General features: G+C 71.9%; 23 protein-coding genes. 12 read left to right on the forward strand and 11 right to left on the reverse strand.

The window, feature by feature from the left end:
* The first annotated feature begins 94 nt into the window (after positions 1-94).
* Entirely contained in the window at positions 95-511 is a 417-nt protein-coding gene (locus ACIQAC_RS12725) for a hypothetical protein (RefSeq protein ID WP_402189805.1), read from the forward strand.
* 9 nt (positions 512-520) lie between these two features.
* Positions 521-1,582, forward strand: coding sequence for a hypothetical protein (locus ACIQAC_RS12730; RefSeq protein WP_402189807.1), 1,062 nt, complete (start codon positions 521-523; stop codon positions 1,580-1,582).
* Here the strand turns inward: ACIQAC_RS12730 and ACIQAC_RS12735 are convergent.
* Positions 1,503-2,294, reverse strand: coding sequence for a hypothetical protein (locus ACIQAC_RS12735; protein ID WP_402189809.1), 792 nt, complete (start codon positions 2,292-2,294; stop codon positions 1,503-1,505). The two genes, ACIQAC_RS12730 and ACIQAC_RS12735, sit on opposite strands and share 80 nt — an antisense overlap.
* 123 nt (positions 2,295-2,417) lie before the next feature.
* Here ACIQAC_RS12735 and ACIQAC_RS12740 point away from each other — a divergent pair, with 123 nt between their 5' ends.
* Together ACIQAC_RS12740 and ACIQAC_RS12745 are read left to right on the forward strand one after the other, a co-directional pair.
* Positions 2,418-2,867, forward strand: a complete 450-nt coding sequence (locus ACIQAC_RS12740; RefSeq protein WP_402189811.1) for a VOC family protein — start codon at positions 2,418-2,420, stop codon at positions 2,865-2,867.
* A gap of 57 nt (positions 2,868-2,924) precedes the next feature.
* Positions 2,925-3,677, forward strand: coding sequence for a TetR/AcrR family transcriptional regulator (locus tag ACIQAC_RS12745; protein ID WP_402189812.1), 753 nt, complete (start codon positions 2,925-2,927; stop codon positions 3,675-3,677).
* A 109-nt stretch (positions 3,678-3,786) separates the two neighbouring features.
* Here the strand turns inward: ACIQAC_RS12745 and ACIQAC_RS12750 are convergent, their stop codons facing one another.
* Positions 3,787-6,192 carry an MMPL family transporter gene (locus ACIQAC_RS12750; protein ID WP_402190695.1) on the reverse strand — a complete coding sequence of 802 codons (2,406 nt, stop codon included), beginning with the start codon at positions 6,190-6,192 and terminating at the stop codon, positions 3,787-3,789.
* A 160-nt stretch (positions 6,193-6,352) separates the two neighbouring features.
* On the opposite strand from ACIQAC_RS12750, the gene ACIQAC_RS12755 reads away from it, so the two are divergent.
* A complete protein-coding gene (locus ACIQAC_RS12755; RefSeq protein WP_402189815.1) occupies positions 6,353-7,039 on the forward strand; it encodes a response regulator transcription factor in 687 nt (228 codons plus the stop codon).
* Complete coding sequence (locus tag ACIQAC_RS12760) at positions 7,036-8,547, forward strand: sensor histidine kinase (protein ID WP_402189817.1); 1,512 nt, start codon at positions 7,036-7,038, stop codon at positions 8,545-8,547. The genes ACIQAC_RS12755 and ACIQAC_RS12760 overlap by 4 nt, the downstream gene beginning before the upstream one ends.
* Positions 8,548-8,558: 11 nt before the next feature.
* Here ACIQAC_RS12760 and ACIQAC_RS12765 read toward each other — a convergent pair whose 3' ends face one another.
* The 3 genes from ACIQAC_RS12765 to ACIQAC_RS12775 all read right to left on the reverse strand — a co-directional run bounded on the left by ACIQAC_RS12765 (position 8,559) and on the right by ACIQAC_RS12775 (position 11,941).
* Entirely contained in the window at positions 8,559-10,115 is a 1,557-nt protein-coding gene (locus ACIQAC_RS12765; protein ID WP_402189819.1) for an ABC transporter substrate-binding protein, read from the reverse strand.
* 228 nt (positions 10,116-10,343) lie between these two features.
* Positions 10,344-11,648 carry a metallophosphoesterase gene (locus ACIQAC_RS12770; RefSeq protein WP_402189821.1) on the reverse strand — a complete coding sequence of 435 codons (1,305 nt, stop codon included), beginning with the start codon at positions 11,646-11,648 and terminating at the stop codon, positions 10,344-10,346.
* 53 nt (positions 11,649-11,701) lie between these two features.
* On the reverse strand, positions 11,702-11,941 hold the full coding sequence (locus ACIQAC_RS12775) for an SCO4848 family membrane protein (protein ID WP_402189824.1): 240 nt from the start codon (positions 11,939-11,941) through the stop codon (positions 11,702-11,704).
* A 91-nt stretch (positions 11,942-12,032) separates the two neighbouring features.
* On the opposite strand from ACIQAC_RS12775, the gene ACIQAC_RS12780 reads away from it, so the two are divergent.
* Complete coding sequence (locus ACIQAC_RS12780) at positions 12,033-13,388, forward strand: D-alanyl-D-alanine carboxypeptidase family protein (RefSeq protein WP_402189826.1); 1,356 nt, start codon at positions 12,033-12,035, stop codon at positions 13,386-13,388.
* On the opposite strand, the gene ACIQAC_RS12785 is transcribed toward ACIQAC_RS12780, so the two are convergent.
* Entirely contained in the window at positions 13,342-14,256 is a 915-nt protein-coding gene (locus tag ACIQAC_RS12785) for a YihY/virulence factor BrkB family protein (protein ID WP_402189829.1), read from the reverse strand. The two genes, ACIQAC_RS12780 and ACIQAC_RS12785, sit on opposite strands and share 47 nt — an antisense overlap.
* 202 nt (positions 14,257-14,458) lie before the next feature.
* On the opposite strand from ACIQAC_RS12785, the gene ACIQAC_RS12790 reads away from it, so the two are divergent.
* Together ACIQAC_RS12790 and ACIQAC_RS12795 are read left to right on the forward strand one after the other, a co-directional pair.
* Positions 14,459-15,814, forward strand: coding sequence for an FAD-binding protein (locus tag ACIQAC_RS12790; protein ID WP_402189831.1), 1,356 nt, complete (start codon positions 14,459-14,461; stop codon positions 15,812-15,814).
* Positions 15,815-15,899: 85 nt separating this feature from the next.
* A complete protein-coding gene (locus ACIQAC_RS12795) occupies positions 15,900-16,655 on the forward strand; it encodes a decaprenylphospho-beta-D-erythro-pentofuranosid-2-ulose 2-reductase (RefSeq protein ID WP_402189834.1) in 756 nt (251 codons plus the stop codon).
* Between the two features lie 3 nt (positions 16,656-16,658).
* On the opposite strand, the gene ACIQAC_RS12800 is transcribed toward ACIQAC_RS12795, so the two are convergent.
* Positions 16,659-17,240, reverse strand: coding sequence for a 2'-5' RNA ligase family protein (locus ACIQAC_RS12800; protein ID WP_402189836.1), 582 nt, complete (start codon positions 17,238-17,240; stop codon positions 16,659-16,661).
* 190 nt (positions 17,241-17,430) lie between these two features.
* On the reverse strand, positions 17,431-18,498 hold the full coding sequence (gene trpS, locus ACIQAC_RS12805) for a tryptophan--tRNA ligase (protein WP_402189838.1): 1,068 nt from the start codon (positions 18,496-18,498) through the stop codon (positions 17,431-17,433).
* An 89-nt stretch (positions 18,499-18,587) separates the two neighbouring features.
* Between trpS and ACIQAC_RS12810 the strand changes: the two genes are divergently transcribed.
* From ACIQAC_RS12810 to ACIQAC_RS12820, 3 genes are all read left to right on the forward strand, one after another.
* The gene (locus ACIQAC_RS12810; protein WP_402189841.1) at positions 18,588-19,190 is read left to right on the forward strand and encodes an RNA polymerase sigma factor; all 603 of its coding nucleotides are present in this window, start codon (positions 18,588-18,590) and stop codon (positions 19,188-19,190) included.
* The gene (locus ACIQAC_RS12815) at positions 19,183-20,121 is read left to right on the forward strand and encodes a hypothetical protein (protein WP_402189844.1); all 939 of its coding nucleotides are present in this window, start codon (positions 19,183-19,185) and stop codon (positions 20,119-20,121) included. Before ACIQAC_RS12810 ends, ACIQAC_RS12815 begins: the two co-directional genes overlap by 8 nt.
* A 154-nt stretch (positions 20,122-20,275) precedes the next feature.
* Positions 20,276-20,998 carry a hypothetical protein gene (locus tag ACIQAC_RS12820; protein ID WP_402189846.1) on the forward strand — a complete coding sequence of 241 codons (723 nt, stop codon included), beginning with the start codon at positions 20,276-20,278 and terminating at the stop codon, positions 20,996-20,998.
* Between the two features lie 169 nt (positions 20,999-21,167).
* On the opposite strand, the gene ACIQAC_RS12825 is transcribed toward ACIQAC_RS12820, so the two are convergent.
* The 3 genes from ACIQAC_RS12825 to ACIQAC_RS12835 all read right to left on the reverse strand — a co-directional run bounded on the left by ACIQAC_RS12825 (position 21,168) and on the right by ACIQAC_RS12835 (position 26,074).
* Positions 21,168-22,619 carry a glycine hydroxymethyltransferase gene (locus ACIQAC_RS12825; RefSeq protein ID WP_402189849.1) on the reverse strand — a complete coding sequence of 484 codons (1,452 nt, stop codon included), beginning with the start codon at positions 22,617-22,619 and terminating at the stop codon, positions 21,168-21,170.
* 364 nt (positions 22,620-22,983) lie between these two features.
* Positions 22,984-23,682 (reverse strand): alpha/beta hydrolase, encoded by a 699-nt coding sequence (locus ACIQAC_RS12830; RefSeq protein WP_402189852.1) that lies wholly within the window; start codon positions 23,680-23,682, stop codon positions 22,984-22,986.
* A 193-nt stretch (positions 23,683-23,875) separates the two neighbouring features.
* A complete protein-coding gene (locus ACIQAC_RS12835; protein WP_402189853.1) occupies positions 23,876-26,074 on the reverse strand; it encodes an NB-ARC domain-containing protein in 2,199 nt (732 codons plus the stop codon).
* Positions 26,075-26,150: the final 76 nt, after the last annotated feature.

The following is a 26,150-nucleotide window of genomic DNA, read 5'->3' on the forward strand; positions in this document are numbered from 1 at the left end:
GGCCCGTCCCGGAAACGGGGGCGGGCCCTTTCGGCTGTGCGGGGCCGGGAGTTGGCGGCATACTCGTGGCACCGACTGAGGGGCTGGGGGCGTCATGGGCGGGCTGAGGGGGCGGCTGGTCGCATTGAGCCGCGTTCTCGCCACACAGTCGGGCGGGGCGTACCAGATGACGATCAGCCCCAAGGGCCAGCCGGATCCCGGGTACTGGGTCTTTCTCTGCCTGGTCGACCGGTGCACCTGGAACGTGGTCCGGCAGCGCGGCTCCACACCCGTGCCGCAGCCGTGTCCCCAGCACGGGCCGCTGCACGGCGTCCTGATGCCGGCGCCGCCGCTGGATCCCGCCGCGGCGCAGGTCTCCGACGGGCTGTACATCTATGTCTGCCGGGACCCGGACTGCCGCCGCCCCCCACTGCGCGTGCGGCAGCGGGTCTCCCGTACGCCTTCCTGCGCCGGTGCCCGCCATCCCCGTGTTCCCGGCGCCGCGGTGCTGGTCGTCGGGCCGAGAAGGTGAGGAGACCCCATGCTGGGTGGGATTGTCGAGGCGGGGACGAAGGTACTCGGCGGTGACCGCTTCAGTCTGCTGAGCGTGTTGCCCGGCGCCATCGTGGTCACCGCGGTCACCGTCCTCGTAGGAGCGCACGCCTACGAGCCCGGCAGAAGCATGGACCTCGGCGACGCACTGCCGGACGACCGCCAACTCACCACCCTCGCACTGATATCCGCCGGTGTTTTCCTCGGCGGCGTTCTGCTCCGGCCCTTCCAGCTCGCGCTGATCCAGTACCTGGAGGGCTACTGGCCGTCCGGCACCCTGACCGGACGGCTCCGCCGGATCGCCGTCGAGCGCCATCGCCGGCGTCGTGACCAGGCCGAGGCGATGGAGGGCACGTACACCGTCGAACTCCCGGACGACAACATGTCGCTCGAGCGGATCCGGCAGTTCCACCGGGCCGTGGCACGAGCGGAACGCCTCAAGGGGCGGAGCGCGCGTACGTGCGCCATGTACTCGACGAACGACCAGAATCTGATGCCCACCACTCTGGGCAACATCCTCAAGAACGTGGAGGAGCGCACCGGGGACCGGCACGGCATCGACGTACTGAGCGCCTACCGGCGTATCTACCCCTCCGTGAAACCCGAGTTCCGGCAGGCGCTCCAGGAGCAGATGGACCTCATCTCCGTCACCTCCTCGTTGTGCGTGGCGTTCGGGGTGGTGTCCGTGGCCGCCTCGCCGCTGGTCCTGCGGATGAACTGGTGGACGCTGGTGCTGCCGGCCGCCATGGCGGCCTGTGCGCTCGCCTACCGGGGTGCGCAGCGGGCCGCGCAGGACAACGAGGAGCTGATGAAGGCGGTGTTCGACGTGCACCGCTTCGACCTCGCGACGGCCCTGCACTACGACCTTCCGACAACCCCGGCCGAGGAGTGGGCACTCAACCAGCGGATCACGCTGTTCCTCCTCTCCCACGTGCCGCTCAAGGATCATTCGGCTCTCAGGGACGAGCCGTTCAAGCACCCTGAGGAGGCGCCGCCCCCGGCCGCCACGCCGGCCCCAGCTCCACAGCTCCCCCCACCCCGACAAGACTGATCTCCAGGAGCCGGCCGATGTCGGCCTCCAGACGTCCCTCCAGATGGGACTGCGTGTACGCGTCCGCGTTGGCGAACACGGGAACGTGCTCGACGAGAGACGTGCCGTACGTGTGGATGCCGCCCGCCAGCGCCACCGCGCAGTCCCCTCTCAGCACCAGTTCGACCCGCCCGAAGAACACGGTCACGTCGACGTGCAGCACCGGGAGTTCGGTGGCCGCGGACTCGCCGGGGAAGAGCGCTTCGGAGAGATCCACGCGCAGGGGCCCGAAGAACGATCGGACCACGATCCGCCGCACTCCCACCTCGGACGCCGCCAGCTTGGCGGTCCTCGGTACGAGGAAACTCCGGTAGCGCCGGACGGGAATCACCACGTCCGTGCCCTCGGAGGCGGTCGACCGGCCCAGCGCCACCAGCGCGCCCAGGCCGATCAACGCCAGCGGCAGCAGCCGGCTCTCCCAGGCGTTGCCGAGCCGGTCCTGACCGAGCAGAGCCCACACGCCACCGGCGAGGAGCAGCAGAAGGGGGCCGAGCGCGGTGCCCTTCGGAAGCGCGGTGCGCACAACGAGCGCCAGCGCGAATGCCATCAGCAGATACGGTCCCGCCACCAGCGCCACGCGCGCCCCGGAACGCAGCGCGTCGGGCCCGCCGAGCAGCCATGCCGTGCCCACGATCACGACCAGCAGCCCTAGGGCTGTGCGCGTACGGCCCACCGACTTCCCCTCCCGCGATGAGCCTGAAGCGTACTGAAGGCCAACTGGCCCATTGGGCTGCGGTCGCACGAGGCGCCGCGGACAATCCCGGGATCCGGCCGATCATCGGCCTACTCTGACGGTATGTCAGACAACCAGTCGTACGAGCTGCTCGGATTCGACAACCTGCTGCTGCCCGTCGGGGACCTCGGTGAGGCGGTGGAGTTCTACGAACGGGTCGGGTTCACCGTGGGGTTCCGGTTCGACGAGGGCGGGATCGCCCTGCTGAAGGTGGGGGCCGAGACGCCGGGGATCCTGCTGCGGTACGAGGAGGCGCTGGGGCACCGGCCGCCGCCGTGGCCGTCGCCGCGGGTGTGGGTGGAGGTGGCGGACGCGCGCGCGGTGGCGCGCGGGCTCGCCGCGGTGGGTGTGCCGCCGGTGGACGAGCCGTTCAAGACGGCCACGGGGTGGACCGTCGAGGTCTGCGACCCGTGGGGCAACGTCGTCGGGTTCACGGACTACGTCAAGCGGCCGGAGCTCGGCCGGGCGGCGACGCAGGTGCCGGACTCGGCGTCCGCGTCGGTGGGTGTCTGAGACACCGCCGGCGGCCGCCCGCGGCGCGCCCCGCCCCACTCGTTAGGCTCTCGTCCCGTGCCCGTCGACAACGAAGGCCCCGCAGGCGAAGGACCCGAAGAGGGCCCCGGCGCGGAGGCCGTCCCCAGCAAGTCCGAGCAGACCCGGGCGTTGATCCTGGAGACGGCCATGCGGCTGTTCCAGGAGCGGGGATACGACAGGACGACGATGCGGGCCATCGCCCAGGAGGCCGGGGTCTCCGTCGGCAGCGCCTACTACTACTTCGACGGCAAGGAACACCTGATCCAGGGGTTCTACGACCGGATCGCCACCGAGCACCAGCGGGCGGTCCGCGAGATCCTGGACCGCGAGACCGCCCTGGAGGCGCGACTCGCGGGCGTGCTGACGGCGTGGCTGGACGTGGCCACGCCGTACCACGAGTTCGCGGTGCAGTTCTTCAAGAACGCCGCCGATCCCGACAGTCCGCTCAGCCCCTTCTCCCCGGAGAGCGAGCACGCGCGCGTGGAGGCCGTCAGCGTCCACCGCGAGGTGCTCGCCGGGTCCCGGACGAAGGTGCCGGAGGAACTGCGGGAGGCCCTGCCCGAGCTGATGTGGCTCGCCCAGATGGGCCTGTGCCTGTACTGGATCTTCGACCGCACCCCCGGCCGCACCCGCAGCTACCGGCTGGCCGAGCGCGGCGCGCGTCTCACCGCGCGGGGCGTGTCCCTGGCCCGTTTCCGGGTGCTGCGGCCACTGGTCCGGGAAGTCCATGAACTGTTCACGGACTTCCTGCCGGGGATGACCAGGCCGGGCGCGGCCGGGACCGAGTGAGCGTGCGGAGTCCCGCTCCCCGCTAGGGCGTGTTTCGAAAGTCCCGCCTGCCGAGCGACGCCCGGCCGGCCCGCCCTCCGGGCGGACGACGGGACTTTCGAAACACGCCCTAGTTGACCGCGTCCACCTCCCCCTCGGCCACCTCGCCCAGCTCCACGTCGAAGACCAGCGGGCCGTCCCCGACCATCAGGTGGCGGGCGTGGGACGCGTGCGGGTGGGCGGTCGCCGCCAGCAGGTACGAGCCGGGGCCCGGTACCGCGAGGATGTAGGAGCCGTCCGCCAGGGACTCGACGCGGTCCAGTTGGCGGCCTCCGCGCGAGAGCAGGGTCACCGACGCCTCGGCGACCGGCTCCCCGTCCGACGTACGGATGAAGCCGTGGATCACCGAGGCGGGGCCGCCGGCGGGGTCCTGCTCGCGCGGCTCCACCGCCAGGTGCGGCAGCCGCTTCTCCAGGCCGGCCGGCAGCCACCAGTTGGAGTTGCCCAGCAGATGCATCGCCGCCGGTACCAGGGCCGTACGCAGGATGAACGCGTCCAGGGCGACCGCGGCCGCCAGGCCGATGCCCGCCATCGCGCCCTCCATGTCACCGCTCAGCACGAACGCGCTGAACACACAGATCATGATCAGGGCCGCGCAGTTGATGACCCGGCTGGTCTCCGCGAGGCCGACGCGTACCGCGCGGGCGTTGTCCTTCGTGTGCACCCACTCCTCGTGCATCCGGCTGACCAGGAACACCTGGTAGTCCATCGACAGGCCGAAGAGCAGCGACAGCATGATGACCGGCAGGAACGCCGTGATGGGGCCCTCCTTGCCGATGCCGAGGAGTTCCGCGCCCCAGCCCCACTGGAAGACCGCCACCAGCACACCGAAGGACGCGGCCGCCGCGACCAGGTTCATCACCGCCGCCGTCAGCGGCACCACCAGGGAACGGAAGGCGACCAGGAGCAGCAGGAAGCCGAGCGCGATGATCGTCGCGACGAAGTACGGCAGCCGGTCGCCGGTGACCGACGCGAAGTCCTTGGTCACGGCCGTCACCCCACCGACATGGGCCTCCGCGCCGGACCGCGGGATCACCTCGTCGCGCAGCCGGTCGATGAGCCGGTCGGTCTCCACGGACTGCGGTGAGGTGGTGGGCACGACCTGGATCACGGTGACCCCGTTGGCGGGTGGTGCCGCGGCGACCTGGGCCACGTCCGGTGTCGACCGGATGGTGGTCACCAGGGACTCGGGCGCGGTGCCGTCCACGACCACCTGGAGCGGGCCGTTGAAGCCGGGTCCGAATCCCTCGGCGAGCAGGTCGTAGGCCTGCCGGGTGGTGGTCGTGTCCTGGTGGTTGCCCTGGTCCGTCGCGCCCAACCGCAGCGAGAGGACCGGCAGCGCCAGTACGGCCATGACCACCAGCGCCACCGCCGCGATCGACCGCGGGCGGGTCTGGACGTACGCCGACCAGCGCGCCGCGAGCCCGCTCGTCTCCGTCGGCTCCGGTCCCGCCGCGGCCAGCCGGGCGCGCTGCCGGCGGCTGAGCACCCGCATGCCGAGCAGCCCCAGCAGGCCGGGCAGCAGGGTCACGGCGGCGAGGACGCTGAGCACCACCGTCAGGGAGGTCGCGACGACCACACCGTCCAGGAACCGCATGTTCATCACGAGCATGCCGGCGAGCGCGATGCACACCGTGCCGCCCGCGAACAGCACCGCGCGGCCGGAGGTGTTCAGCGCCGTCACGGCCGCCTCCTCCGGCTTCGCGCCGCGCAGGATGCCGCGGCGGTGCCGGGTGACGATGAACAGCGCGTAGTCGATGCCGACGCCCAGGCCGATCAGCGAGCCCAGCAGCGGGGCCACGTCGGGCACGTTCGTGGCGTGGCTGGCCAGCATCGTCAGCAGCATCCCGGAGCCCACGCCGGCGATCGCGACGACGATCGGCAGCAGCATCGCGAACAGCGAGCCGAACGCGAGGAAGAGCACCACCGCGGCGGCGGCGATCCCGACCAGTTCGGCCGTGCCGGTCGGCGGCTCCTGGATCATCGCGATCGCCTGGCCGCCCAACTCCACCCGCAACCCGTCGCGTTCCGCGTCCTGCGCGGTGTCCACGACGTCCTCGACCAGCTCCTTGGGAATCTCGCTGGCCTGCTCGGTGAAGGTGATCTGGGCGTACGCGATCCGCCCGTCCTCGCTGATCCGGGACTCCGCGCCCGGGGTCCCGTCGTAGGGTCCGGCGACCTCGCCGACGCCCGCCATCCGCCCGATCTCCGCCAGGGCCGGCTCGATCCGGGATCTGACGTCCGCGTCCCGTACCGAGCCCTCGTCGGTCTTCCACACCACGGTGTCGGTGTCCCCGGCGCTCTCCGGGAACGCCCGCTCCATCAGGTCGTAGGCCGTCTTGGAGTCCGTGTCGGGCAGGGAGAAGACGTTCGCGTAGTCCGTGCCCGCCGCCGTGGCCGTGAAGCCCAGTCCGACGAGACCCCCCACCCACAGCAACAGGACCACCAGTCCACGCCGATAGCACCAACGTGCCAATGCCGTCACGCTCAAGCTCCTTATCCGGAAGGTCCCCCCAGGTCCTGGGGACAGGATTGGTGGCGGCACCGGCACAGGGACACGGACTGCCCATGACTCTCAAGGAATTCCAAGGGGAAGAGGGCGGCCCGTTGTCAGTGCCCCGGCCGATACTGGGGGCATGTCGACGGCTCCTGGCACCGTGCTGATCGTGGAGGACGAGGAATCCATCGCGGACGTCCTCGCCATAGCGCTGCGCTTCCACGGCTTCGAGGTGATGACGGCGGGCACGGTCCGTGAGGCGCTGGAACTCGGCAGGCACACCGCGGTCGACGCCGCCCTGCTCGACGTGATGCTCCCGGACGGCGACGGACGCGCGCTGGGCCGCGAGTTGCGCGCCCGGCGCCCGGAGCTCGCGCTGGTCTTCGTCACCGCGCGCGACTCGCCCGCCGAGATCGTCGGCGCCCTCGGCTTCGGCGACGACTACATCACCAAGCCGTTCAACATCGACGAGGTCATCGCCCGCGTCACCGCCGTGCTCCGCCGCACCCTCCCGGCCGACGTCCTCCCCCAGCGCCCGCCCCTGCGGTACGGCGATCTGGAGCTGGACGAGACGACGTACTCGGTGCGCCGCGCGGGCACCAGCGTCGAACTCACCCCGACCGAGTACGCGTTGCTGCGCTTCCTGGTCCGCAACGCCGGCCGGATCGTGCCCAAGGAGCAGCTCCTGCGCCACGTCTGGCAGTACGAGCACGCGCCGGACTCGACCGTGGTGGAGACCTACATCAGCTATCTGCGCCGCAAACTGGATGCGCTGGGGCCGCCGTTGATCACCACCCGGCGCGGTGTGGGATACGGGCTGGCATGACGCCCCCGAAGAGCCTCCTCGCGCGCGTGCGCCCCCGTCCCGGGTCCGGGTCCGGGTCCAGGTCCGGGTCCCGGCCGCGCGGCCCGCGTTCGCTGCGTGCCCGGCTGACGCTGGCCAATGTGGTGCTGCTCGCCCTCGGCATCGCCGTGGCGACGGCCGTGAGCCTGATGACGGCGCGGCACTACCTGCTGGACAAGGTCGACTCCGAACTCCTCGGTTCGCGCAGCGCCCTGAAGAGCGCCGGCTTCAGCATGGAGCAGGTCGCGGCGCTCGGCGAGCTCGGCATACTCCTCGACAAGTTCGGCAGCCCCTCGGAGATGCAGCATCTGCCCACGTCACCCACGGTGTTCGTGGCCGTGGACACGGCGGGCCGGCCACTCGCCCTGGGCCCGCTCAAGCCCACCCCACGGCAGCGCATCCTGGCCGCCGCGGTCCCGGACCCCGCAGGACTGGCCGCCGCCTCCTCGCCCCGGGACTTCACGGTCGAGGGCGAGCGGATGCGCGCCGTCGGCGTCGAACTGTCGGACGGCACGCTCCTGATCATCGGGACGACCACCGAGGCGCTGGACGAGGGTGTCGCCAAGGCCCTGCGCGTGGACCTCGGGATCGGTGCCGTACTGCTGTTGCTGCTGGCCTGCGCGACGATGTGGTCGGTGCGGCGGCGGACCCGGCCGCTGGAGGACATGGTCGAGACGTCGACGGCGATCGCCGAGGGCGACCTCACCCGGCGGGTCCCCTCCAGCCGGGACTCCACCACTGAGGTGGAGCAGCTGCGGCTCGCCCTCAACTCGATGCTCCACCAGGTGGAGTCGGCCTACCGCACACGGGAGAACAGCGCGGCCCAGCTGCGCCGCTTCGTCGGCGACGCCTCGCACGAGCTGCGCACCCCGCTGTCCGCGATACGCGGCTACCTCCAGCTGTACGACAAGGGCATGCTGCGCGACCCGGAGGAGCGCAGACGGGCCTGGGACCGGATGATGGCCGAGGCCGACCGGATGGGCCGGCTGGTCGACGAGCTGCTCACCCTGGCCCGCCTCGACCAGCAGCCCGAACTGCGGTTCCGCAACGTCGACCTGAGCCGTCTGGTCCGGGACGCCGCCGAGGATCTGCGGGTGCAGCAGCCGCAGCGGCCCATCGACGTGGGCGCGGAGGGCGCGCTGCTGGTCCGGGCCGACGAGTCGGGGCTGCGCCAGGTGCTGGGCAATCTGCTGACCAACGTACGGATCCACACGGCCTGCGACGTGCCGGTGTGGCTCGGTGTGGAGCGGGTGGACGGTGTGGTGCGGCTCTGCGTGCAGGACGACGGGCCGGGTCTTGATCAGCAGGACGCCGACCGGATATTCGACCGGTTCTTCCGGGCGGGCGGCGGCGCGGGCAGCGGTCTGGGCATGGCGATCGTGCAGGGTGTGGTGCGGGCGCACGGCGGCGAGGTGGTGGTACGGACCGCGCCGGGCGAGGGGCTGGCGGTGACGGTGACCCTGCCGGCCCGGGTGCCGCTGAACGCCTGACACCGGTTGGTTCAGATCCGGTCCAGCTGCCAGAGCCGGAACACACCCGTGCCGTCCGTGAGGTACTGGCTGCCGCCGACGTCCTCGGCGGCCACCACGTACTCCTTGCGCTGCCACAGCGGGATCACCGGTACGTCCTGGGCGACGGTGTCCTGGATGTCGCGGAAGTCGTCGGCGGCGCGGCCCCGGTCGGCGTAGCGCTGTCCCGACCGGATGAGCGCGTCGACGGTCCGGCTGCTGTAGCCGGTGTTCATGGTGGAGCCGGTGCCGACGAGCGCGGCGCCGAAGGTGTCCGGGTCGGGGTAGTCGGCGACCCAGCCGACGGCGTACGCGTCGAGTTCTCCGGCCGCCCAGCGCTTCTGGAAGTCGGTCCACTCGTAGCCCTTGACGGTCACCCGGAACAGTCCGCCGGCCTCCAACTGCCGTTTGAGTTCGGCCGCTTCCTCGGCCGCGGCGCCCCGGCCCTCGCCGTAGCCGTAGGTGAAGCGGACCGGGAGGGAGATCCCGGCGTCGGTGAGGAGCTGCTTCGCCCTGCTCACGTCCGGCTTGGGGTAGCGGTCGAAGAAGGAGGTGGTGTGGCCGGTGATACCTGCCGGGATCAGCGAGTACAGCGGGTCGACGGTGGAGTCGTAGACGTCGGCGGCCAGCCGGTCCCGGTCGATCAGCCAGGCCATGGCCTGGCGTACGCGCGGGTCGTGGAGCGGTGAGTCCGCGCGGGTGTCGAGGTACAGGTTGCGGGTCTCGGAGCTGTCGGCCTCGGCGACCCGCTGCCCGGGGTCGCTCGCGGAGAGCCCGGCGAGGAAACCCGGGGACAGCTGCCGGGTGGCGACCTGGACCTGCTTGTCCTGGTAGGCGCGGTCCAGGTCGCGGGAGTTGCCGTAGTAGCGCAGCTCGACGGGGCTGCCGGCGGCGGTCACGGCGCCGTGGTAGCCGGAATTGGGCCTGAGGACCGCCGACTTGTCCTTCGTGTACGAGGAGAGGGTGTAGGGGCCGGTGCCGTCGGCGCCCGTGCCGGTGCGCAGGGCGTCCGCCGGGTACTTGGTGTGGTCGACGATCGCGCCCGCGCCGGTGGCCAGCTTGTACGGGAAGGTGGCGTCGGACGAGGAGAGCCGGAAGGTGACGGTGCGGCCGTCGGCGGTGACCGAGCGCAGGTTGGCGAAGAGCGAGGCCGGCCCGACGTCGGAGTTGATCCTCCTGACCCGGTCGACGGAGAACTTCACGTCGGCGCCGGTCATCTTCCGGCCGCTCGGGAAGGTCAGCCCGGAGCGCAGCTCACAGCGGTACTCGCGCAGGCCGGTGCCGGTGAACTCGCAGCTCCGCGCGGCGTCCGGCACGGGCGCGGTGCCGCCGGGCGCGAAGGTCAGCAGGGACTGGAAGACGTTGCTGAACAGGGCCCAGGATCCGGCGTCGTAGGCCCCGGCCGGGTCGAGGGAGGTGACGGCGTCGGTGGTGCCGACGGTGATCGTCCCGCCGCCGTGGTGGTCGGCCGGCACCAGCTCCCAGGCCGTCACCCCGGCCGCCGCCAGCACCAGCAGCACGGCGAGCATCCGTATCCGGACGGAACGCATGGCAAGTCCTCCCCAGAACCCGGTGGTGTGCCACTCCCCCGGCGGCGCGAGGCGCTCCTGGTGGCGCGGCTCACCCCATCACAGCCGTTTCACGTGGGGAACGGGCTTTTGTCGAGCATGGGAGAAACTTGAAGGAGGGGGGTTACGGAGGGATTTCGGCGGCCCGGGTGCGCGAGGGCCGCGGACCGGGGCGGGCCCGGGACACGCCGGGCCCGCACGCGGCGGCGGTTACGCCTGGCGGGACGCCAGTTGGATCACCGTGATGTCGGACTCGGCGCCGACCCGGGTCGGCGGGCCCCACGCGCCGGCGCCGCGGGTGACGTAGAGCTGGGTGTCGCCGTAGGACTCCAGGCCCGCCAGGGTCGGGTTCTGCCCGGCGGCGATGTAGTTGGCGGGCCAGAGCTGGCCGCCGTGGGTGTGACCGGAGAGCTGGAGGTCGACTCCGTGGTCGACGGCGTCGTGGATCTGGACCGGCTGGTGGGCGAGGAGCACACAGGTGCGGGCCCGGTCGCGGTCACCGAGGGCCCTCGCGAAGTCGGGGCCCTGGCCCTCGTCCTCACCGGCGATGTCGTTGACCCCGGCGAGGTCGAAGTGGGGCAGTTCGGTGCGGGCGTTCTCCAGCGGGCGCAGGCCGAGGCGGCGGACCTCGTCGACCCACTGCTCGGCGCCGGAGAAGTACTCGTGGTTGCCGGTGACGAAGTACGCGCCGTGCCGGGCCTTCAGCTGCGCGAGGGGTGCGGCGGCCGGGCCGAGGTCCTTGACGCTGCCGTCGACCAGGTCGCCGACGACCGCGATCAGGTCGGGCTGGGTCGAGTTGATCGTGTCGACGACCTTCTGCGCGAAGCCCCGGCCGAGCACCGGGCTCAGGTGGATGTCGCTGACGACGGCGATCCGGTAGCCGTGGGCGGCGCGCGGGAGCTTGGCCAGGGGCACGGTCACCCGCTTCACGCTCGGCCCGTTCAGCACGCTCACCGTGCCGTAGCCGACGGTTCCCACGGCCGCCGCGGCGGCGGCACCGGCCACGACCCGGGAGACGAACAGCCGCCGGGAGGGCGCGGCGACCAGGCGGTCCGACTGCGGCGCCGCGGGCGTTCCGGACGCGTCGGACGCGTCGCCCGGCTCCTCCGCGGACCGGTCCGACACCGGCGCCTCGGTCGGGCCCGCGGGCGCGGTGGCGGCCGGTACCTGGGCCGTCTCGGGTACGGCGGCCACGGCCGGTCTGCGCCGCTCCAGGTAGCGGCGCAGCAGGGGCCGTACGATCTCGCCCGCGAGCACGGCGAGGAACAGGTACATCGCCAGCGCGAACCACAGGAAGCCCGGCCAGGCCAGCACCTTCTGGACCGTGAAGGGCGCGCCGCCGCGCTCGGCCGCCTGGGCGCCGATCGCCAGCACCCACATGCCCGCTATCAGCACGGCGCCGCCCCGGCGCACCCAGCCGGGACCTGTCGTCGTGTCGCGGAACAGGCGGCGCCAGAGATACCAGTTAGCCGCCACCAGGACGCCCGCGACCGCGAGCACAAAAACGAAGACCACGCTGTTGTGTCCCTTTGCTTGTGAGACCGCTCGCCCGGTCGCGAGGCGGCCCGCTATGACGTGCGACGCAGTGCCCGCACTCCACGCAACCCGATGAACCCGACGACCGTCCCCAATACGAAGGAGACGACCGCCAGCGACAGGTGCACCCAGAAGTACGCCGTGGGCCGGCCGTCGTCGAACGCCAGCCCGCTGCCGTCCTTGATCAGGTTTTTGACGAAGGTGACCCAGATGACCCAGCTCCAGACCCCGAAGACGAGCAGGAACCAGGAGACGGGGCGGCTGAGTTTCATACCTTCAGTATCACCGCCGGGTGTCCGGTTCCGTTTCCGGGGTGGGAGGGCGGTGGGGACATCCACAGCTCGTACATGTACGTTCTCGGTCGTGCCCGCTCCCCAGCAGACCGCCAGGCGCACCCTGTTGGTCACTTCTGCCGTCCTGTTGACCCTCTCGCTCACCGCGCCCGCGGCGCTCGCGGCCCCCGGTCCGTCGACGAGCCCGACCACGAGCCCGTCCGGGAGCCCGTCGGGGAAGCCGTCCGGGAGTCCGTCAGGCAGTCCGTCCACCGGCAAGAGCCCGTCGGCGACGCCTCCAGCGAACATGTCGACGGTCGGCGGCGAGCGGCTCGGCCAGGCCGGTACCCAGGCCAATCTGGCGCCCGGGGTGCCGGTGATCCCCAAGGACGTCACCGCGCGCTCCTGGATGGTCTCCGACGCCGAGTCCGGCGAGGTGCTGGCCGCGCACAACGCGCACTGGCGGCTGGCCCCGGCGAGCACGCTGAAGATGCTGTTCGCGGACACCGTGCTGCCGAAGTTCCCGAAGGACGAGAAGCACAAGGTGGTGCCGAACGACCTGGCGGGCATCGGCGCGGGCTCCAGCATGGTCGGCATAAAGGAGAACGAGACCTACTCGGTCCACGACCTGTGGCTCGGTGTCTTCCTGAAGTCCGGCAACGACGCCGTGCACGTGCTGTCCGCGATGAACGGCGGCATCGCCAACACGGTCAAGGAGATGAACGCGCACGCCGAGGAGCTCCAGGCCCTCGACACCAACGTGGTCAGCCCCGACGGCTACGACGAGCCCGGCCAGGTCTCCTCCGCCTACGACCTGACCCTGTTCGCCCGCTCCGGGCTTCAGAAGAAGGACTTCCGCGAGTACTGCTCGACGGCGGTCGCGAAGTTCCCCGGCGAGACGAAGAAGGACAAGAAGGGCAAGACCAGCCGCGGCACCTTCGAGATCCAGAACACCAACCGGCTGCTGACCGGCGACTACGACATGTCGCAGTACAAGGGCATCGCCGGCGTCAAGAACGGCAACACGACGAACGCGGGCGCGACCTTCACGGGTGTCGCCGAGCGCGACGGCAGGGTCCTCCTGGTCACGGTGATGAACCCGCAGGAGGACGGCCACAACAAGGTCTACAAGGAGACCGCGAAGCTCTTCGACTGGGGCTTCAAGGCGGCCGGCAAGGTCGAGCCGGTCGGCGAGCTGGTCGCTCCGCAGGGCGCCCCGAGCGCCCAGCCCGGTGCGACGGCCTCCGGTGACACCGGCGCCTCGGGCGAGGCCGGCGGCAGCGGTGACGCGTCGGCGAAGCCGGTGGCGGCCGCGACGGACGACGGCTCGGGCGGCATCGGGGTCGCGCTGGGCATCACGGGCGCCGTGCTCGTGCTCCTGGCCGCCGGTGCGTTTCTGGTCAATCGGCGCTGGCCACTGCCGGACCTGGTACGTCGTCGTCGGTGACGCTCTCCGCGGACTCCTCGCCGTCGCCCTGCGTCGCCGTCCAAGCGGCGCAGTAGAGCACGAGTTTCGACGTGAAGTTGATCCACAGCAGCAGCGCGACGGGCACCCCGAACGCGCCGTACATACTCTTCGCGGCGACACCCTGGATATAGCCGCTGAGCAGCAGTTTCAGCAGCTCGAAGCCGATGGCGCCGATCAGTGCCGCGACGAGCAGCGGGCGGCGGTGCGGCTCCGCGCCGGGCAGCAGGGTGAGGACGTACAGCAGGAGCAGGAAGTCCGCGAGTACGGCCACGAGGAACGCGGCGGTGCGCAGCAGGACGCTGCCCCAGCCGCCCTCCTCGATGCCGATCCGGTCGGCGATCCAGTCGACGAGGAGGGACGCGACGGTCGAGGCGGCCACGGTGACCAGCAGCGCGCCGCCGAGGCCGAGCAGGACCACGGCGTCCTTGGCCTTGCTCAGGACGGGGTTGTCCTCGCGGTCGGGCAGCTCCCACACCGCGCGCAGACAGTCGCGCATGGAGCCGACCCAGCCGATGCCGGTGAACAGCAGCAGGGCGCCGGCGATGAGTCCGACGGTGCCGGCGTTGTCGACGAGGGAGCTGATGTCCAGCTGCTCGGAGATGCCGGGCACCTGGTCGGCGATCTTGTCCTCCAGGTCCGCGCGCTGATCCGCGCTGAGTGTGGCGGCGGCGATCGCGGCGGCCACGGTCAGCAGCGGGAACAGCGCGATGAAGCTGATGAACGTCATCGCGGCGGCCAGCCGGGACCACTTCACCCGGTCCAGGCGCTCGTACGACCGCCACGCGTGCGTGGCCATCAGCCAGGTCGCCGCCGGTCCGACGACCGGGAGCTTTTTCAGCCAGTCCATGATCCGACTCTGCCCTCGTTGGGGACAACCAATGTCCTGGTGCCCCGAAAGTGGGCGAGTGTGGCCGACGGCGGGCGAACCGTGTGCCGGAGATCGAGCAGACTCCCGCGATATCGGATGACATACCACTAATCACCCATTTCGCGGAGGTGACTGCGTCGGCCGCCCGAACCCCCGCACAAAGGGCGATACGGTCACCGACATGCCTGCCGACACCGTTCCCGTCACGGGGTGGGGCCGCACCGCACCCACCGCCGCACGACTGATCCGTCCACGGTCGTACGAGGAGGCCGTGGCCGCCGTCCTGGACAGCGGGGCGCGCGGGAGCATTCCGAGAGGCCTGGGGCGCGCCCACGGGGACGCGGCGCAGAACGCCGGCGGGTCGGTGCTCGACCTCACCGGGCTCGACCGGGTGCACGCCATCGACGTCACCGCCGGGACCGTGCTGTGCGACGCGGGCATCTCCCTGCACCGGCTGATGGAGGTGCTGCTGCCGCTCGGCTGGTTCCTGCCGGTGACGCCGGGCAGCCGGTACGTGACCGTCGGCGGCGCGATCGGCGCGGACGTCCACGGCAGGGACCACGCGGTCGCCGGCGCGTTCTCCCGCCATGTGCCGTCCTTCGAACTGCTCACCGCGGACGGCCGTATCCGTACCGTCCGCCAGGGCACGCCCCTGTTCGACGCGACGACCGGCGGTATGGGCCTGACCGGCGTGATCCTCACGGCGACGATCCGGCTCCTGCCGGTCGAGACGTCCCTGGTGTCGGTCGACACCGAGCGTGCCGCGGACCTCGACGACCTGTTGGCCCGTCTGACGACCGGCGGCCGGCGCCACCGCTACACGTCCGCCCTGATCGACCTCATGGCGCGCGGCGCGGCGACCGGCCGGGCCGTCCTCACCCGCGCCGACCACGTCCCCCTGGAGGCCCTGGAACCGGGCACGCGCGCGAGGCGGCACCCGCTGGCGTTCCGCCCCCTCCGGCTGCCGTCCGCCCCCGCGCTCTTCCCGGAGGGGCTGCTGGGCCGCAGGACGGTGGGGCTCCTCAACGAGCTGTGGTTCAGAAGTGCCGCCCGCGCGCGTACCGGCCAACTCCAGCGCGTCCCCGCCTTCTTCCACCCCCTGGACGGCGTCCCGCACTGGAACCGGATCTACGGACGCGGCGGCTTCGTTCGCTACCAGTTCGCCGTCGGCGAGGGCCAGGAGGAGGCGCTGGGGCGGATCGTGCGGCGGGTCGCGGACCGCCGGTGCCCGTCCTTCCCGGCCGTCCTCAAGCGGTTCGGCGAGGCCGACCCGGGCTGGCTGTCGTTCCCGGTGCCGGGCTGGACGCTGGCCCTGGACCTCCCGGCGTCCCTGCCCGGCCTCGCGGGCTTCCTGGACGCGCTGGACGCCGAGGTCGCCGCCGCGGGCGGCCGGGTCTGCCTGGCCAAGGACGCGCGGCTGCGGCCCGATCTGCTCGCCGCGATGTATCCGCGCCTGGACGACTTCCGTGCGCTGCGCGCGGAGGTCGATCCGCGCGGGGTGTTCCGCTCGAACCTGTCCCGCCGCCTCACCCTCTGACCCACCGCACCCGGACCATCCGGCCCTTTGGCCCATCCCGTCCATCCGGCCCCCGCGGGCCGTCCGACGATTCACGGAGCCTGTCATGAAGGACGCCTTCGGCCTCCCCCAGTCCCTGCTCGTCCTCGGCGGTACGTCCGAGATCGCGCTCGCCACCGCCCGCCGCCTCGTCGCGCGCCGCACCCGCGCGGTGTGGCTGGCCGGCCGCCCCTCACCGGCGCTCGACCAGGCGGCCGAGAGCCTGCGCGCGCTGGGCGCCGACGTCCACACGGTCGCGTTCGACGCGCTCGACCCCGCCTCCCACGAGACCGTGCTCGGCAAGGTCTTCGCGGAGGGCGACATCGACATGGTGCTGCTCGCGTTCGGCGTCCTGGGCGACCAGGCGCACGACGAGCGCGAACCGGTCGACGCGGTACGGGTCGTGCAGACCAACTACACCGGCGCGGTCTCGGCGGGCCTGATCGCCGCCCGCGCGCTCCAGTCCCAGGGCCACGGCTCGCTGGTCGTGCTCTCCTCGGTCGCCGGCGAGCGCGCCCGCCGCTCGAACTTCATCTACGGCTCCAGCAAGGCGGGCCTCGACGCGTTCGCCCAGGGCCTCGGCGACGCCCTGCACGGCACCGGCGTGCACGTCATGGTCGTACGCCCCGGCTTCGTCCGTACCCGGATGACCAGCGGGCTGGACGAGACCCCACTGGCGACCACCCCCGAGGCGGTCGCGACCGCCGTCGAACTGGGGCTGCGGCGCCGCTCGGAGACGGTGTGGGTGCCGGGCGCGCTGCGCATGGTGATGTCGGCGATGCGCCACCTGCCGCGCGGTGTGTTCCGGCGGCTGCCCGTCTGAGGCTCAGTACGTGGGCAGGGAGCCCTGCTCCGCGGGGGCGGAGGCCTGCGGGGGCACCACCGGGGTGCCGAAGGTGTACTCGCGGAGCTTGCGCCAGACGCCGTCGGCGCCCTGCTCGTAGAGCGCGAAGCCGGTGCAGGGCCACGCGGCCTCGTAGCCGGACAGCTCCTCGTGGGCCCGGTCCATGGCGGCCTCGTCGATGCCGTGGGCCACGGTGACGTGCGGGTGGTACGGGAACTGAAGCTCGCGCGGGACCGGCCCCGAGGCGTCGCGGACCCGCTGCTGGAGCCGGGTGCAGGCCTCGGCGCCCTCGACGACCTTGACGAAGACGACCGGCGACAGCGGCCGGAAGGTGCCGGTGCCGGACAGCCGCATCGGGAACGGCCGCCCGGTGTTGGCGACATGGACGAGGTGCTCCTCGACCGCCGGCAGCGCCGAGTCGTCGACCTCGGTCGGCGGCAACAGGGTGACGTGGGTGGGGATGCCGTGAGCCGCGGCGTCGCCGAAGCCCGCGCGCCGCTGCTGGAGCTGGCTGCCGTGGGGCTCCGGGACCGCGATCGACACACCGATCGTTACGGTCCCCACGTCGTCTCCTGTTCGTCGTGTCGGGTACGTCTGTGCGGGGTCGGACCCACCGCGGTCGCGGCCGGCCCGGCTATCGACTGTACGACCACAGCTGTGCCCTGGGCAGGCGCAGCCGTAGTGATGTGCAGCGCTGTTCGGTGGTACGGGGCGGGCGTCCGCCCCTTGGTGTGCGGCTCCGTGCTCGGCCGGCTCAGTGCTTCGCCGGCAGGAAGCCCACCTTGTCGTAGGCGTCGGCGAGCGTCTCGGCGGCGACGGCACGCGCTTTCTCCGCGCCCTTGGCCAGGACCGAGTCGAGCGTCTCGGGGTCGTCCAGATACTGCTGCGTACGCTCCCGGAACGGCGTCACGAACTCGACCATGACCTCGGCGAGGTCGGTCTTGAGCGCACCGTAGCCCTTGCCGTCGTACTTCTCCTCCAGTTCCGCGACACCCGCGCCCGTGAGGGTCGAGTAGATCGTGAGGAGGTTGCTGACGCCGGGCTTCTCGGCGGGGTCGTAGCGGATCACCGTGTCGGTGTCGGTGACCGCGCTCCTGACCTTCTTCGCGGTGGCCCTGGGCTCGTCGAGCAGGTTGATCAGGCCCTTCGGCGTGGACGCCGACTTGCTCATCTTGATCGCCGGGTCCTGAAGGTCGTAGATCTTCGCCGTCTCCTTGAGGATGTACGGCTTCGGGACCGTGAAGGTCGGGCCGAAGCGGCCGTTGAACCGCTCGGCGAGGTCCCGGGTGAGCTCGATGTGCTGGCGCTGGTCCTCGCCGACCGGCACCTCGTTGGCCTGGTAGAGGAGGATGTCCGCGACCTGGAGGATCGGGTACGTGAACAGGCCGACCGACGCGCGGTCCGCGCCCTGCTTGGCGGACTTGTCCTTGAACTGGGTCATCCGGGAGGCCTCGCCGAAGCCGGTGATGCAGTTCATGACCCAGGCGAGCTGGGCGTGCTCCGGGACGTGGCTCTGGACGAAGAGCGTGCAGCGCTCGGGGTCGAGGCCCGCGGCGAGCAGCTGGGCGGCGGCGAGCCGGGTGTTCGCGCGCAGCTCCTTCGGGTCCTGCGGGATCGTGATCGCGTGCAGGTCGACGACCATGTAGAACGCGTCGTGGGACTCCTGGAGGGCCACCCACTGGCGGACGGCGCCGAGGTAGTTGCCGAGGTGGAACGAGCCTGCCGTGGGCTGGATTCCGGAGAGAACTCGGGGTTCGGGCAGCGGCGCGGAGCGCCCCGTTTGAGGGCGGTGGTGGGCGACGGGTGGGCGGTCTTGGGCCATGTTCACCATTCTCTCAGGTCCCCGCGGCCGATCCGGAACGGCTCGGAAACAGATGGGAACCGATTCCGCCCGGGCGGTGTACCAAGAGTGTGAGAACGCGGGAGGGGGTCCGCATCGTCGATGAGGCCGCGGTGATCGCACGGGTACGCACCGGAGATCGGGAGGCGTACGCGGAGCTGGTGCGTGCCCACACGGGCATCGCGCTGCGCGCGGCGGCGGCGCTCGGGGCGGGTGCGGACGCGGAGGACGTGGTGCAGCAGGCCTTCGTCAAGGCGTACTGCGCGCTGGGCCGGTTCAAGGACGGCTCGGCGTTCAAGCCGTGGCTGCTGGCCATCGTCGCCAATGAGACAAGGAACACAGTGCGTACGGCGGCCCGGCAGCGCACGCTCGCCGGCCGTGAGGCGGCGTTCGCCGAGGCCGAGCCGCTGATACCGGACGCGGCGGACCCTGCGGTGGCGACGCTGGAGGGCGAGCGCCGCGACGCCCTGCTCGCCGCCCTGGACAAGCTGAGCGAGGACCACCGGCTGGTCGTCACCTACCGCTATCTGCTGGAGATGGACGAGTCGGAGACGGCCCAGGCCCTGGGCTGGCCCCGGGGCACGGTGAAGTCCCGGCTGAACCGGGCACTGCGCAGGCTGAGCCGGCTGCTGCCGGACTTCCGACCTCGGGAAGGGGGTGATGAGCATGAGTGACACACCGAAGGCCCCGGATCCCACGCCCTACGAGGGTGAGGGAGACGGCGAGCGGGGGGACCGGCCCGTGCGGGGGGTCCCGTCCGCGCTGCCGGAGGAGCTGCGGGCGCTCGGGCGGTCGCTGGACGACAGCTCCGGTGGCACCGGGACGGAGTCGATGGTCGAGCGGGTCCTGGAGCAGATACTGGCCGAGCGGCTCGCGGTTCCGGCCGTCGAGCCGCCGGGCTTCCGCGACCGGCTGCGCTCGCTCCGGCGCTGGGCGCGGGCCCGCAGACGTTCGCTGACAGCGGCCCTGTGCGGTCTGCTGACCGTGCTCGTCCTCACCCCACCGGTACGGGCCGCGGTCTTCGACTGGTTCGACTTCGGCGGGGTCGAGGTCCGCTACGACCCCTCCGCGCCCGCTCCGACACCGGCCGCGGTGCCCGGCTGCGCCCACCCGGTCTCCCTCGCGGAGGCACAACGGCGGGCGGGGTTCCGGCCTCTGGTGCCGGGCGCGCTGGGGGCGCCGGACGCCGTGTCGCTCACGCGTGAGCCGGATCGCCGCTTCCTGGTGACGCTGTGCTGGCGCGAGGGCGGCGGCACGATCCGGCTCGACCAGGACGCCGCGTCCCTGGACATGGGCTTCGTCAAGACGATCCGGGAGCAGCCGGAGTGGATCTCCCTGGGCTCCGGCGACCCGAACGGCGCGTGGGAGGACTGGGCCCTGTGGTTCCCCCGCCCCCATCTGCTCAGCTACGACCTGGTGGCCCCGGACGGCGACCGCGTCACCCGCGAGGAGCGCACGGCAGGACCGACGCTGCTCTGGACGCAGCGCGGGAAGGCGGGGGACGGCGGTGCGGGCGGCGGCGACGACGTGACGCTGCGGCTGGAGGGCGTCACGTCGAAGGAGCGGGCGGTGAAGATCATGAAGTCGGTTCCGGAGCCGGGCTGATGAAGTTCGAGGACGGGCTGAAGAAGTCCGGAGACGGGCTGGGGAAAAGGGGAACCCGGGCGGCTCGGGCGGTGTACCAGAAGTGACAGGCGGCTCGGGGACGGGCCGCAGGGTGATCGGCCGGCTGGGTTTGGGGATGGACACCGTGATCGGAATGCGCGGATGGAGAGGGAAGGCCCGTGAACTGGCTGCGGTCGCGGGGGCGTTGGCGGTGGCGATCGCCCTGACGCTGTGGACCGCGCCGACGGCTGCCGCGGGCGGGCCGACGAGTGCGCTGGTGGTCTCGCCGGAGAGCATGGAGGCGACTGGACTGTACGCCGGCACCAGGGAGTACAAGGAGCTGCAATGGTTCCTCGGAGAACCGGAGACCGGCCCGGGCGAGATGCCGGCGGAGGTGGACGAGAGCAGCGCCCGTCAGCTCAACGTGACGTGGATGATCCACGACGTCTCGCCGTACCGGTACGACAGGGTCTACGTAGCGCCCGACGCCGAGGACGTCTGGATCCACACATCGACGAACCCGCCGACGTGGACGGGCAATTGGCACAAGGCGTCCGAACCAACACGGCTCGCGGCCCTGTTCGAGGACCTGGGGTTGATGGGCGAGAGCTCGAAGGGCGGCTCTTACGGCATCCCCCCGACGCCGGGTCCGGCCGAGCAGCCGGCGGCTCAGCAGACCGAGGAGGACCGGACCGCCGTGGCGGCGGCGACATCACCGGACGGCACGGACTGGTGGTGGGCGATAGCGGGACTGGTGGCAGGAGCGGCCCTCGCCCTGCTGCTGCGCACCGCGGTCCTGCGCCTGCCGGAACTGGCCACCACGGCGAGACTCCGCCGCGAGGAACGGGGAACACGACAGGAACTGCGGGACAACTGAGGGGTACGGCCGACCGCGAGGGGTGTGGTCCCGGGCGCCGGGCCGCAGGGAGGTGTGGTCCGGGCGTCCGGTGCCTGGCGCCCGGAGTGTGGTCCGGGCGCCGGCCCAGGGCGGGAAGGTGTGTTGGCCCGCCCCGGGCCCGGCGTTCGGTTCTGTGGTCGGCGGGGCGTCAGCCGAGGTCGATTTCCGGGTAGAGCGGGAACGCGGACACGAGGTCGGTCGCGCGGTGCGAGATCTCGTCGGCGACCTTGGCGTCGAGGACGTGGGAGGCCTTGGAGGGCGCACCCGACTTGGTGGTGCCGGGCTCGGTGGTGGTGAGGACCCGGTCGATGAGGGCGGCGACCTCGTCCATCTCGGCGGTGCCCAGACCGCGGGTGGTCAGGGCGGGCGTGCCGATGCGGATGCCGGAGGTGTACCAGGCTCCGTTGGGGTCGGAGGGGATGGCGTTGCGGTTGGTGACGATGCCCGAGTCGAGGAGCGCGGACTCGGCCTGGCGGCCGGTGAGGCCGTAGGAGGAGGTGACGTCGATCAGATTGAGGTGGTTGTCCGTGCCGCCGGTCACGAGGGTGGCGCCGCGCCGCATCAGACCGTCGGCGAGGGCGCGGGAGTTGTCGACGATCCGCTGCGCGTAGTCCTGGAAGGAAGGCCGGCGGGCCTCGGCGAGGGCGACGGCCTTGGCTCCCATGACGTGCGCGAGCGGGCCGCCGAGGACCATCGGGCAGCCGCGGTCGACCTGGTCCTTGAGGGAGTCGTCGCACAGGACCATGCCGCCGCGGGGGCCGCGCAGCGACTTGTGGGTGGTGGTGGTGACGATCTGGGCGTGCGGCACCGGGTCGAAGTCGCCGGTGAGGACCTTGCCGGCGACGAGACCCGCGAAGTGGGCCATGTCGACCATCAGGGTCGCGCCGACCTCGTCGGCGATCTCCCGCATGATGCGGAAGTTCACCAGTCGGGGGTAGGCGGAGTAGCCGGCGACGATGATCAGAGGCTTGAACTCGCGGGCGGAGGCGCGCAGGGCGTCGTAGTCGACGAGTCCGGTGGTGGGGTCGGTGCCGTAGGAGCGCTGGTCGAACATCTTGCCGGAGATGTTCGGGCGGAAGCCGTGGGTGAGGTGGCCGCCGGCGTCGAGGGACATGCCGAGCATGCGCTGGTTGCCGAAGGCCTGGCGGAGTTCCGCCCAGTCGGCGTCGGTGAGGTCGTTGACCTGGCGGACGCCCGTCTTCTCCAGGAAGGGGGCCTCGACGCGCTGGCCGAGGACGGCCCAGAAGGCGACGAGGTTGGCGTCGATGCCGGAGTGCGGCTGGACGTAGGCGTGGCGGGCGCCGAAGAGTTCGCGGGCGTGCTCGGCGGCGAGGGCCTCGACGGTGTCGACGTTGCGGCAGCCGGCGTAGAAGCGGCGGCCGATGGTGCCCTCGGCGTACTTGTCGCTGAACCAGTTGCCCATCGCGAGCAGGGTGGCCGGGGAGGCGTAGTTCTCGGAGGCGATCAGCTTGAGCATCTCGCGCTGGTCGTGGACCTCCTGGCCGATGGCGTCGGCGACGCGCGGCTCGACGGCACGGATCACGTCGAGGGCGGCACGAAAGGCGGTGGATTCGGTGGAGAGGGGCTGCTGGTCGGGCATCTGTGCCTCCGGGCGGCGTGGCTGGGAGCGGTCACGGTTCACGGTTCGGCCCAGGCGCACGGCACTCGCTCGGCGGCGCCGCGGCAGCGGGCCTCCGGGGCCGCTTCCCGATGGTCGGTCCCATCCCAGCACGCCAGTCACGGCCCGCGGTCAGCCTACCGGCGGGGCCGGGGCGCGGTCCGCCGCGTCCACCATCCGAGCGGGGGTCGGTTGCCGTTGTTCCGTTGACGCGGTGAGCCCGCACAGAGGTGTGCCCCGCCCGGATCGTGGCAGGGCGATCCGGGCGGGGCGGCCGCGGCGGGGGAGCGCCCGCGGTCGGTGGAGCGCACCGGCGTGGGCCGGTCATCGCTCCGGTGGCTCGGGCTCATGCCGACAGGGGCAGGGCCTCGGTGGCCTGGGCGATGACGGCGGCCACGGTGGCCGGGCGGGAGACGTAGACGGCGTGGCTGCCGGGGGTCTCGGAGACGGTCGCGCCGGAGCGTTCGGCCATCGTGCGCTGGACGGACGGCGGGATCATCCTGTCGTCGGTGGCGACGAGGTACCAGGACGGCCTGGTGCGCCAGGCCGGTTCGGAGACCCTGCCGCCGAGGGCGTCCAAGCCCCAGGGGACCTGGGAGTCGGCCATGAACGCGGCCTGGGCGCGGGGCAGGTCGGCCGCGAAGGACTCGGCGAACTTCTCCCGGTCCAGCGTGAGGAAGCCCTCGCGGGGCGGCAGGATCGGCGGCACGGGCGCGCCGGGCGCCGGGTCGGACGTGAGGGTGGCGACGGACTCGCCCTTCTCGGGGGCGAAGGCGGCGATGTAGACGAGGGCGGCGACGTTGGGGTGGTTGCCGGCCTCGGTGATGACGGCGCCGCCGTAGGAGTGGCCGACCAGCACGGCCGGGCCGTCGAGGGCGTCGAGGACGTGGTGGGCGAGGGTGACGTCACCGGCGAGGGAGTGGGTGGGGTGCTGGAGTACGGCCACTTCGTAGCCGTCGGCGGTCAGGTGCTCGTGGACACCCTGCCAGCCGGACCCGTCAACGAAGCCACCATGCACGAGCACGATGTTCCTGATTGTCGTCATGGTCACTCCCGACCGGATGGACAGACCCGGCGCCTGTCCGGTGTCTCCGAGTCAACCGCCGGGTGTGCGGCGGGACCATGCAGAACAGCATGCAGAAGTTCTGCGTGCCGGGGTTTCCGCACGGGCGGCCGAGAGTGGTGGGCTCACCGGGTCCGCGGATCCGGGCTGGTCATCGGGCTGGTCATCGGGCTGGTCAGGGGGTGGCGCCGGCCAGTTCGCGGCAGCGGGTGTGCCCCTCCGTGTCGCCGATCACGTCGAACGCGGCGGCGGCGCGGGCGTAGGTGCGGCGGCCGTCGTCGGGACGGCCGTTCTCGGCGAGGAGGGTGGCGAGCAGTTCCAGGGCGGCGGCCTGTGCGAAGTCGGTGGTGTTCTGTTCCTGGTCGGTGGTCGCCCGGGTGAGCGCTTCGATCGCCTCGGTGTTGCGCCCGAGGGCCATCTGGCACCTGCCGATGTCGGCCAGGGCGTAGGGGCGGAGAAACGCGGCGATGCTCGGTGTCATCCCGGACTGCTCGTCGCTCATCACGGCCAGCACCTCGCGGTAGAGCTCCAGCGCTTCCTCGTGGCGTCCGCTCGCGCGCAGGCAGTGGCCGATGTTGTAGACGCACGAGGTGTAGGAGTCCATGTCGTGGACGGCCTTGAACAGTTCGGCGCCCTCGGAGGCCGATGCGACGGCCTCGTCGATCCGGCCGAGTTTGCGGAGCGCGACGGCGGCGTACTGGCGGGCCCAGGCGATCTGCGTGGTGGCGCCGCCGCGGGTGGCGAGGTCCAGTGCCTCGGCCGCGTGGCGCAGCGCGGTCTCCGGGTCCTGTTGCGGGATTCCGGCGACCCAGGCCAGATAGTTCACCTGAGTGGCGTGCTGAGTCAGGTCGCCGAGCGCGTCAGCGGCCCCGGCGCCGAGGGTGAACACCTCCTGCCAGTGCGGGGCGTGGATCCAGCGGTCGGAGAACCAGTGCATCGACTCGGCGCAGTCGAGGACCTCGGCGTGCCTGCCGTCGGCGGCGGCCGCGAGGCGGAGCGCGCCGAGCCAGTTGTGCACGTTCACGCGCAGCCACCGGTCGGCCTCCTCCAGGGAAGACAACCCCGCGATCTCGGCGTCCGGCCCTTCGGGGCGGCCGTAGGCGGGCTCGAACCAGCGGCCCGCGGTCGTCGCCATCCGCAGCAGCCACGACGTGGTCCGCTCGGTCAGCGCGTCCCGCTCCGCCTCCGACTCCTCCTGCTGCAACCGGCGTTGGGCGAAGAGCCGCACCAGATCGTGGAAGCGGAACCGGCCCGTGGCGCCCGCCTGGAGCAACCCGAGGTCGACCAGCTCGTCGAGCGCGTCCCAGGCGTCCTCGATGGCGGTGCCGCCCGCGACCGCCGCGAGCGCCGCGTCGAAGTCCGGGCCCGGCAGGGCGGCGAGGCGCCGGAACACCTGCTGGGCGGACTCCCCGAGCTGCTCGTACGACACCTCAAAAGCGTTGGCGATCTTCAGATCACCCGCCTTCAGCTGGTCCAGGCGACGACCCTCGTCCGACAACCGGGCCGCCAGATCCGCCGCACCCCACCCCGGCCGGCTCACCAACCGGTTGCCGATGATCCGCAGCGCCAGCGGCAACCCACCACTCAGCCGCACGAGTTCCGCCAGCGCCGACTCCCCGTCCGCCGCCGAACGCTCCCCCACGATCCCCGACAACAGCTCCGTGGCGTCCGGCAACTGCAAGGGGGCGAGGATCAGCCTGGACGCACCCTCCAGGCCTGCAAGGAGCCGCCTGCTGGTGACCAGCGCACGGCCCTGGCCGCCACCCGGCAGCAGCGGACGTACCTGCTCCTCGGACGCCGCGTTGTCCAGGACGACCAGGATCCGCTTGTCCCGCAGGATGGACCGGTACAGGGAGGAACGGCCCGCGGTGTCCGCCGGGATCTGCTGGTCCAGGACGCCGAACGCGCCCAGCAGCAGGCCGAGGGCGTCGTCGGCGGGCAGTGGCCGCTGGGACATGCCGAACAGGTCGAGGAAGAACACCCCGTCGGGAAAACTGGGCCGCAGGGCATGCGCCGAGCGCACGGCGAACGTGGTCTTGCCCAGCCCCGCCGAACCGGTGATCAGCCCCACCACCGCGAGGCCGTGCTCGGTGTGCACCACCGAGTCGATCCAGGCCAACTCGGCCGTCCGGCCGGTGAAGTCGCCCACGGCGCTGGGCAGTTCGCACAGACCGGTCGGGCGCGTCCAGTGGTCCCGCAGGCGGCCGTCCCGGGCCAGTTCGACGAGCCGTCGGCGTTCCTCGTCCGGCAGGGCGAGGGCGTCCGCGACGGCGGTGACGGTCCGGTGCTGGGGCCCCTTGCTCCGGCCGCGCTCCATGTCCGACAGCGTCCGCGCGCTCACCGCAGACGCCTCGGCGAGCTGTTCCAGGGTCATCCGCGCCGCCCGCCGGTGGTGACGCAGCAGTTCCGCGAGGCTCGGAGTCTCGGTGATGGGGGCACCCCTTCCCGGC

This window comes from Streptomyces sp. NPDC088387 (assembly GCF_044753385.1).
GTDB lineage: Bacteria > Actinomycetota > Actinomycetes > Streptomycetales > Streptomycetaceae > Streptomyces.

Coding starts and splice junctions, on each gene's coding strand:
- ACIQAC_RS12730 (WP_402189807.1), top strand. CDS start 521: ATGCTGGGTGGGATTGTCGAGGCGGGGACGAAGGTACTCGGCGGTGAC.
- ACIQAC_RS12795 (WP_402189834.1), top strand. CDS start 15,900: ATGAAGGACGCCTTCGGCCTCCCCCAGTCCCTGCTCGTCCTCGGCGGT.
- ACIQAC_RS12825 (WP_402189849.1), bottom strand. CDS start 22,619: ATGCCCGACCAGCAGCCCCTCTCCACCGAATCCACCGCCTTTCGTGCC.
- ACIQAC_RS12765 (WP_402189819.1), bottom strand. CDS start 10,115: ATGCGTTCCGTCCGGATACGGATGCTCGCCGTGCTGCTGGTGCTGGCG.
- ACIQAC_RS12755 (WP_402189815.1), top strand. CDS start 6,353: ATGTCGACGGCTCCTGGCACCGTGCTGATCGTGGAGGACGAGGAATCC.
- ACIQAC_RS12740 (WP_402189811.1), top strand. CDS start 2,418: ATGTCAGACAACCAGTCGTACGAGCTGCTCGGATTCGACAACCTGCTG.
- ACIQAC_RS12785 (WP_402189829.1), bottom strand. CDS start 14,256: ATGGACTGGCTGAAAAAGCTCCCGGTCGTCGGACCGGCGGCGACCTGG.
- ACIQAC_RS12725 (WP_402189805.1), top strand. CDS start 95: ATGGGCGGGCTGAGGGGGCGGCTGGTCGCATTGAGCCGCGTTCTCGCC.
- ACIQAC_RS12820 (WP_402189846.1), top strand. CDS start 20,276: ATGCGCGGATGGAGAGGGAAGGCCCGTGAACTGGCTGCGGTCGCGGGG.
- ACIQAC_RS12775 (WP_402189824.1), bottom strand. CDS start 11,941: ATGAAACTCAGCCGCCCCGTCTCCTGGTTCCTGCTCGTCTTCGGGGTC.
- trpS (WP_402189838.1), bottom strand. CDS start 18,498: ATGGCCCAAGACCGCCCACCCGTCGCCCACCACCGCCCTCAAACGGGG.
- ACIQAC_RS12790 (WP_402189831.1), top strand. CDS start 14,459: ATGCCTGCCGACACCGTTCCCGTCACGGGGTGGGGCCGCACCGCACCC.
- ACIQAC_RS12835 (WP_402189853.1), bottom strand. CDS start 26,074: ATGACCCTGGAACAGCTCGCCGAGGCGTCTGCGGTGAGCGCGCGGACG.
- ACIQAC_RS12815 (WP_402189844.1), top strand. CDS start 19,183: ATGAGTGACACACCGAAGGCCCCGGATCCCACGCCCTACGAGGGTGAG.
- ACIQAC_RS12830 (WP_402189852.1), bottom strand. CDS start 23,682: ATGACGACAATCAGGAACATCGTGCTCGTGCATGGTGGCTTCGTTGAC.
- ACIQAC_RS12760 (WP_402189817.1), top strand. CDS start 7,036: ATGACGCCCCCGAAGAGCCTCCTCGCGCGCGTGCGCCCCCGTCCCGGG.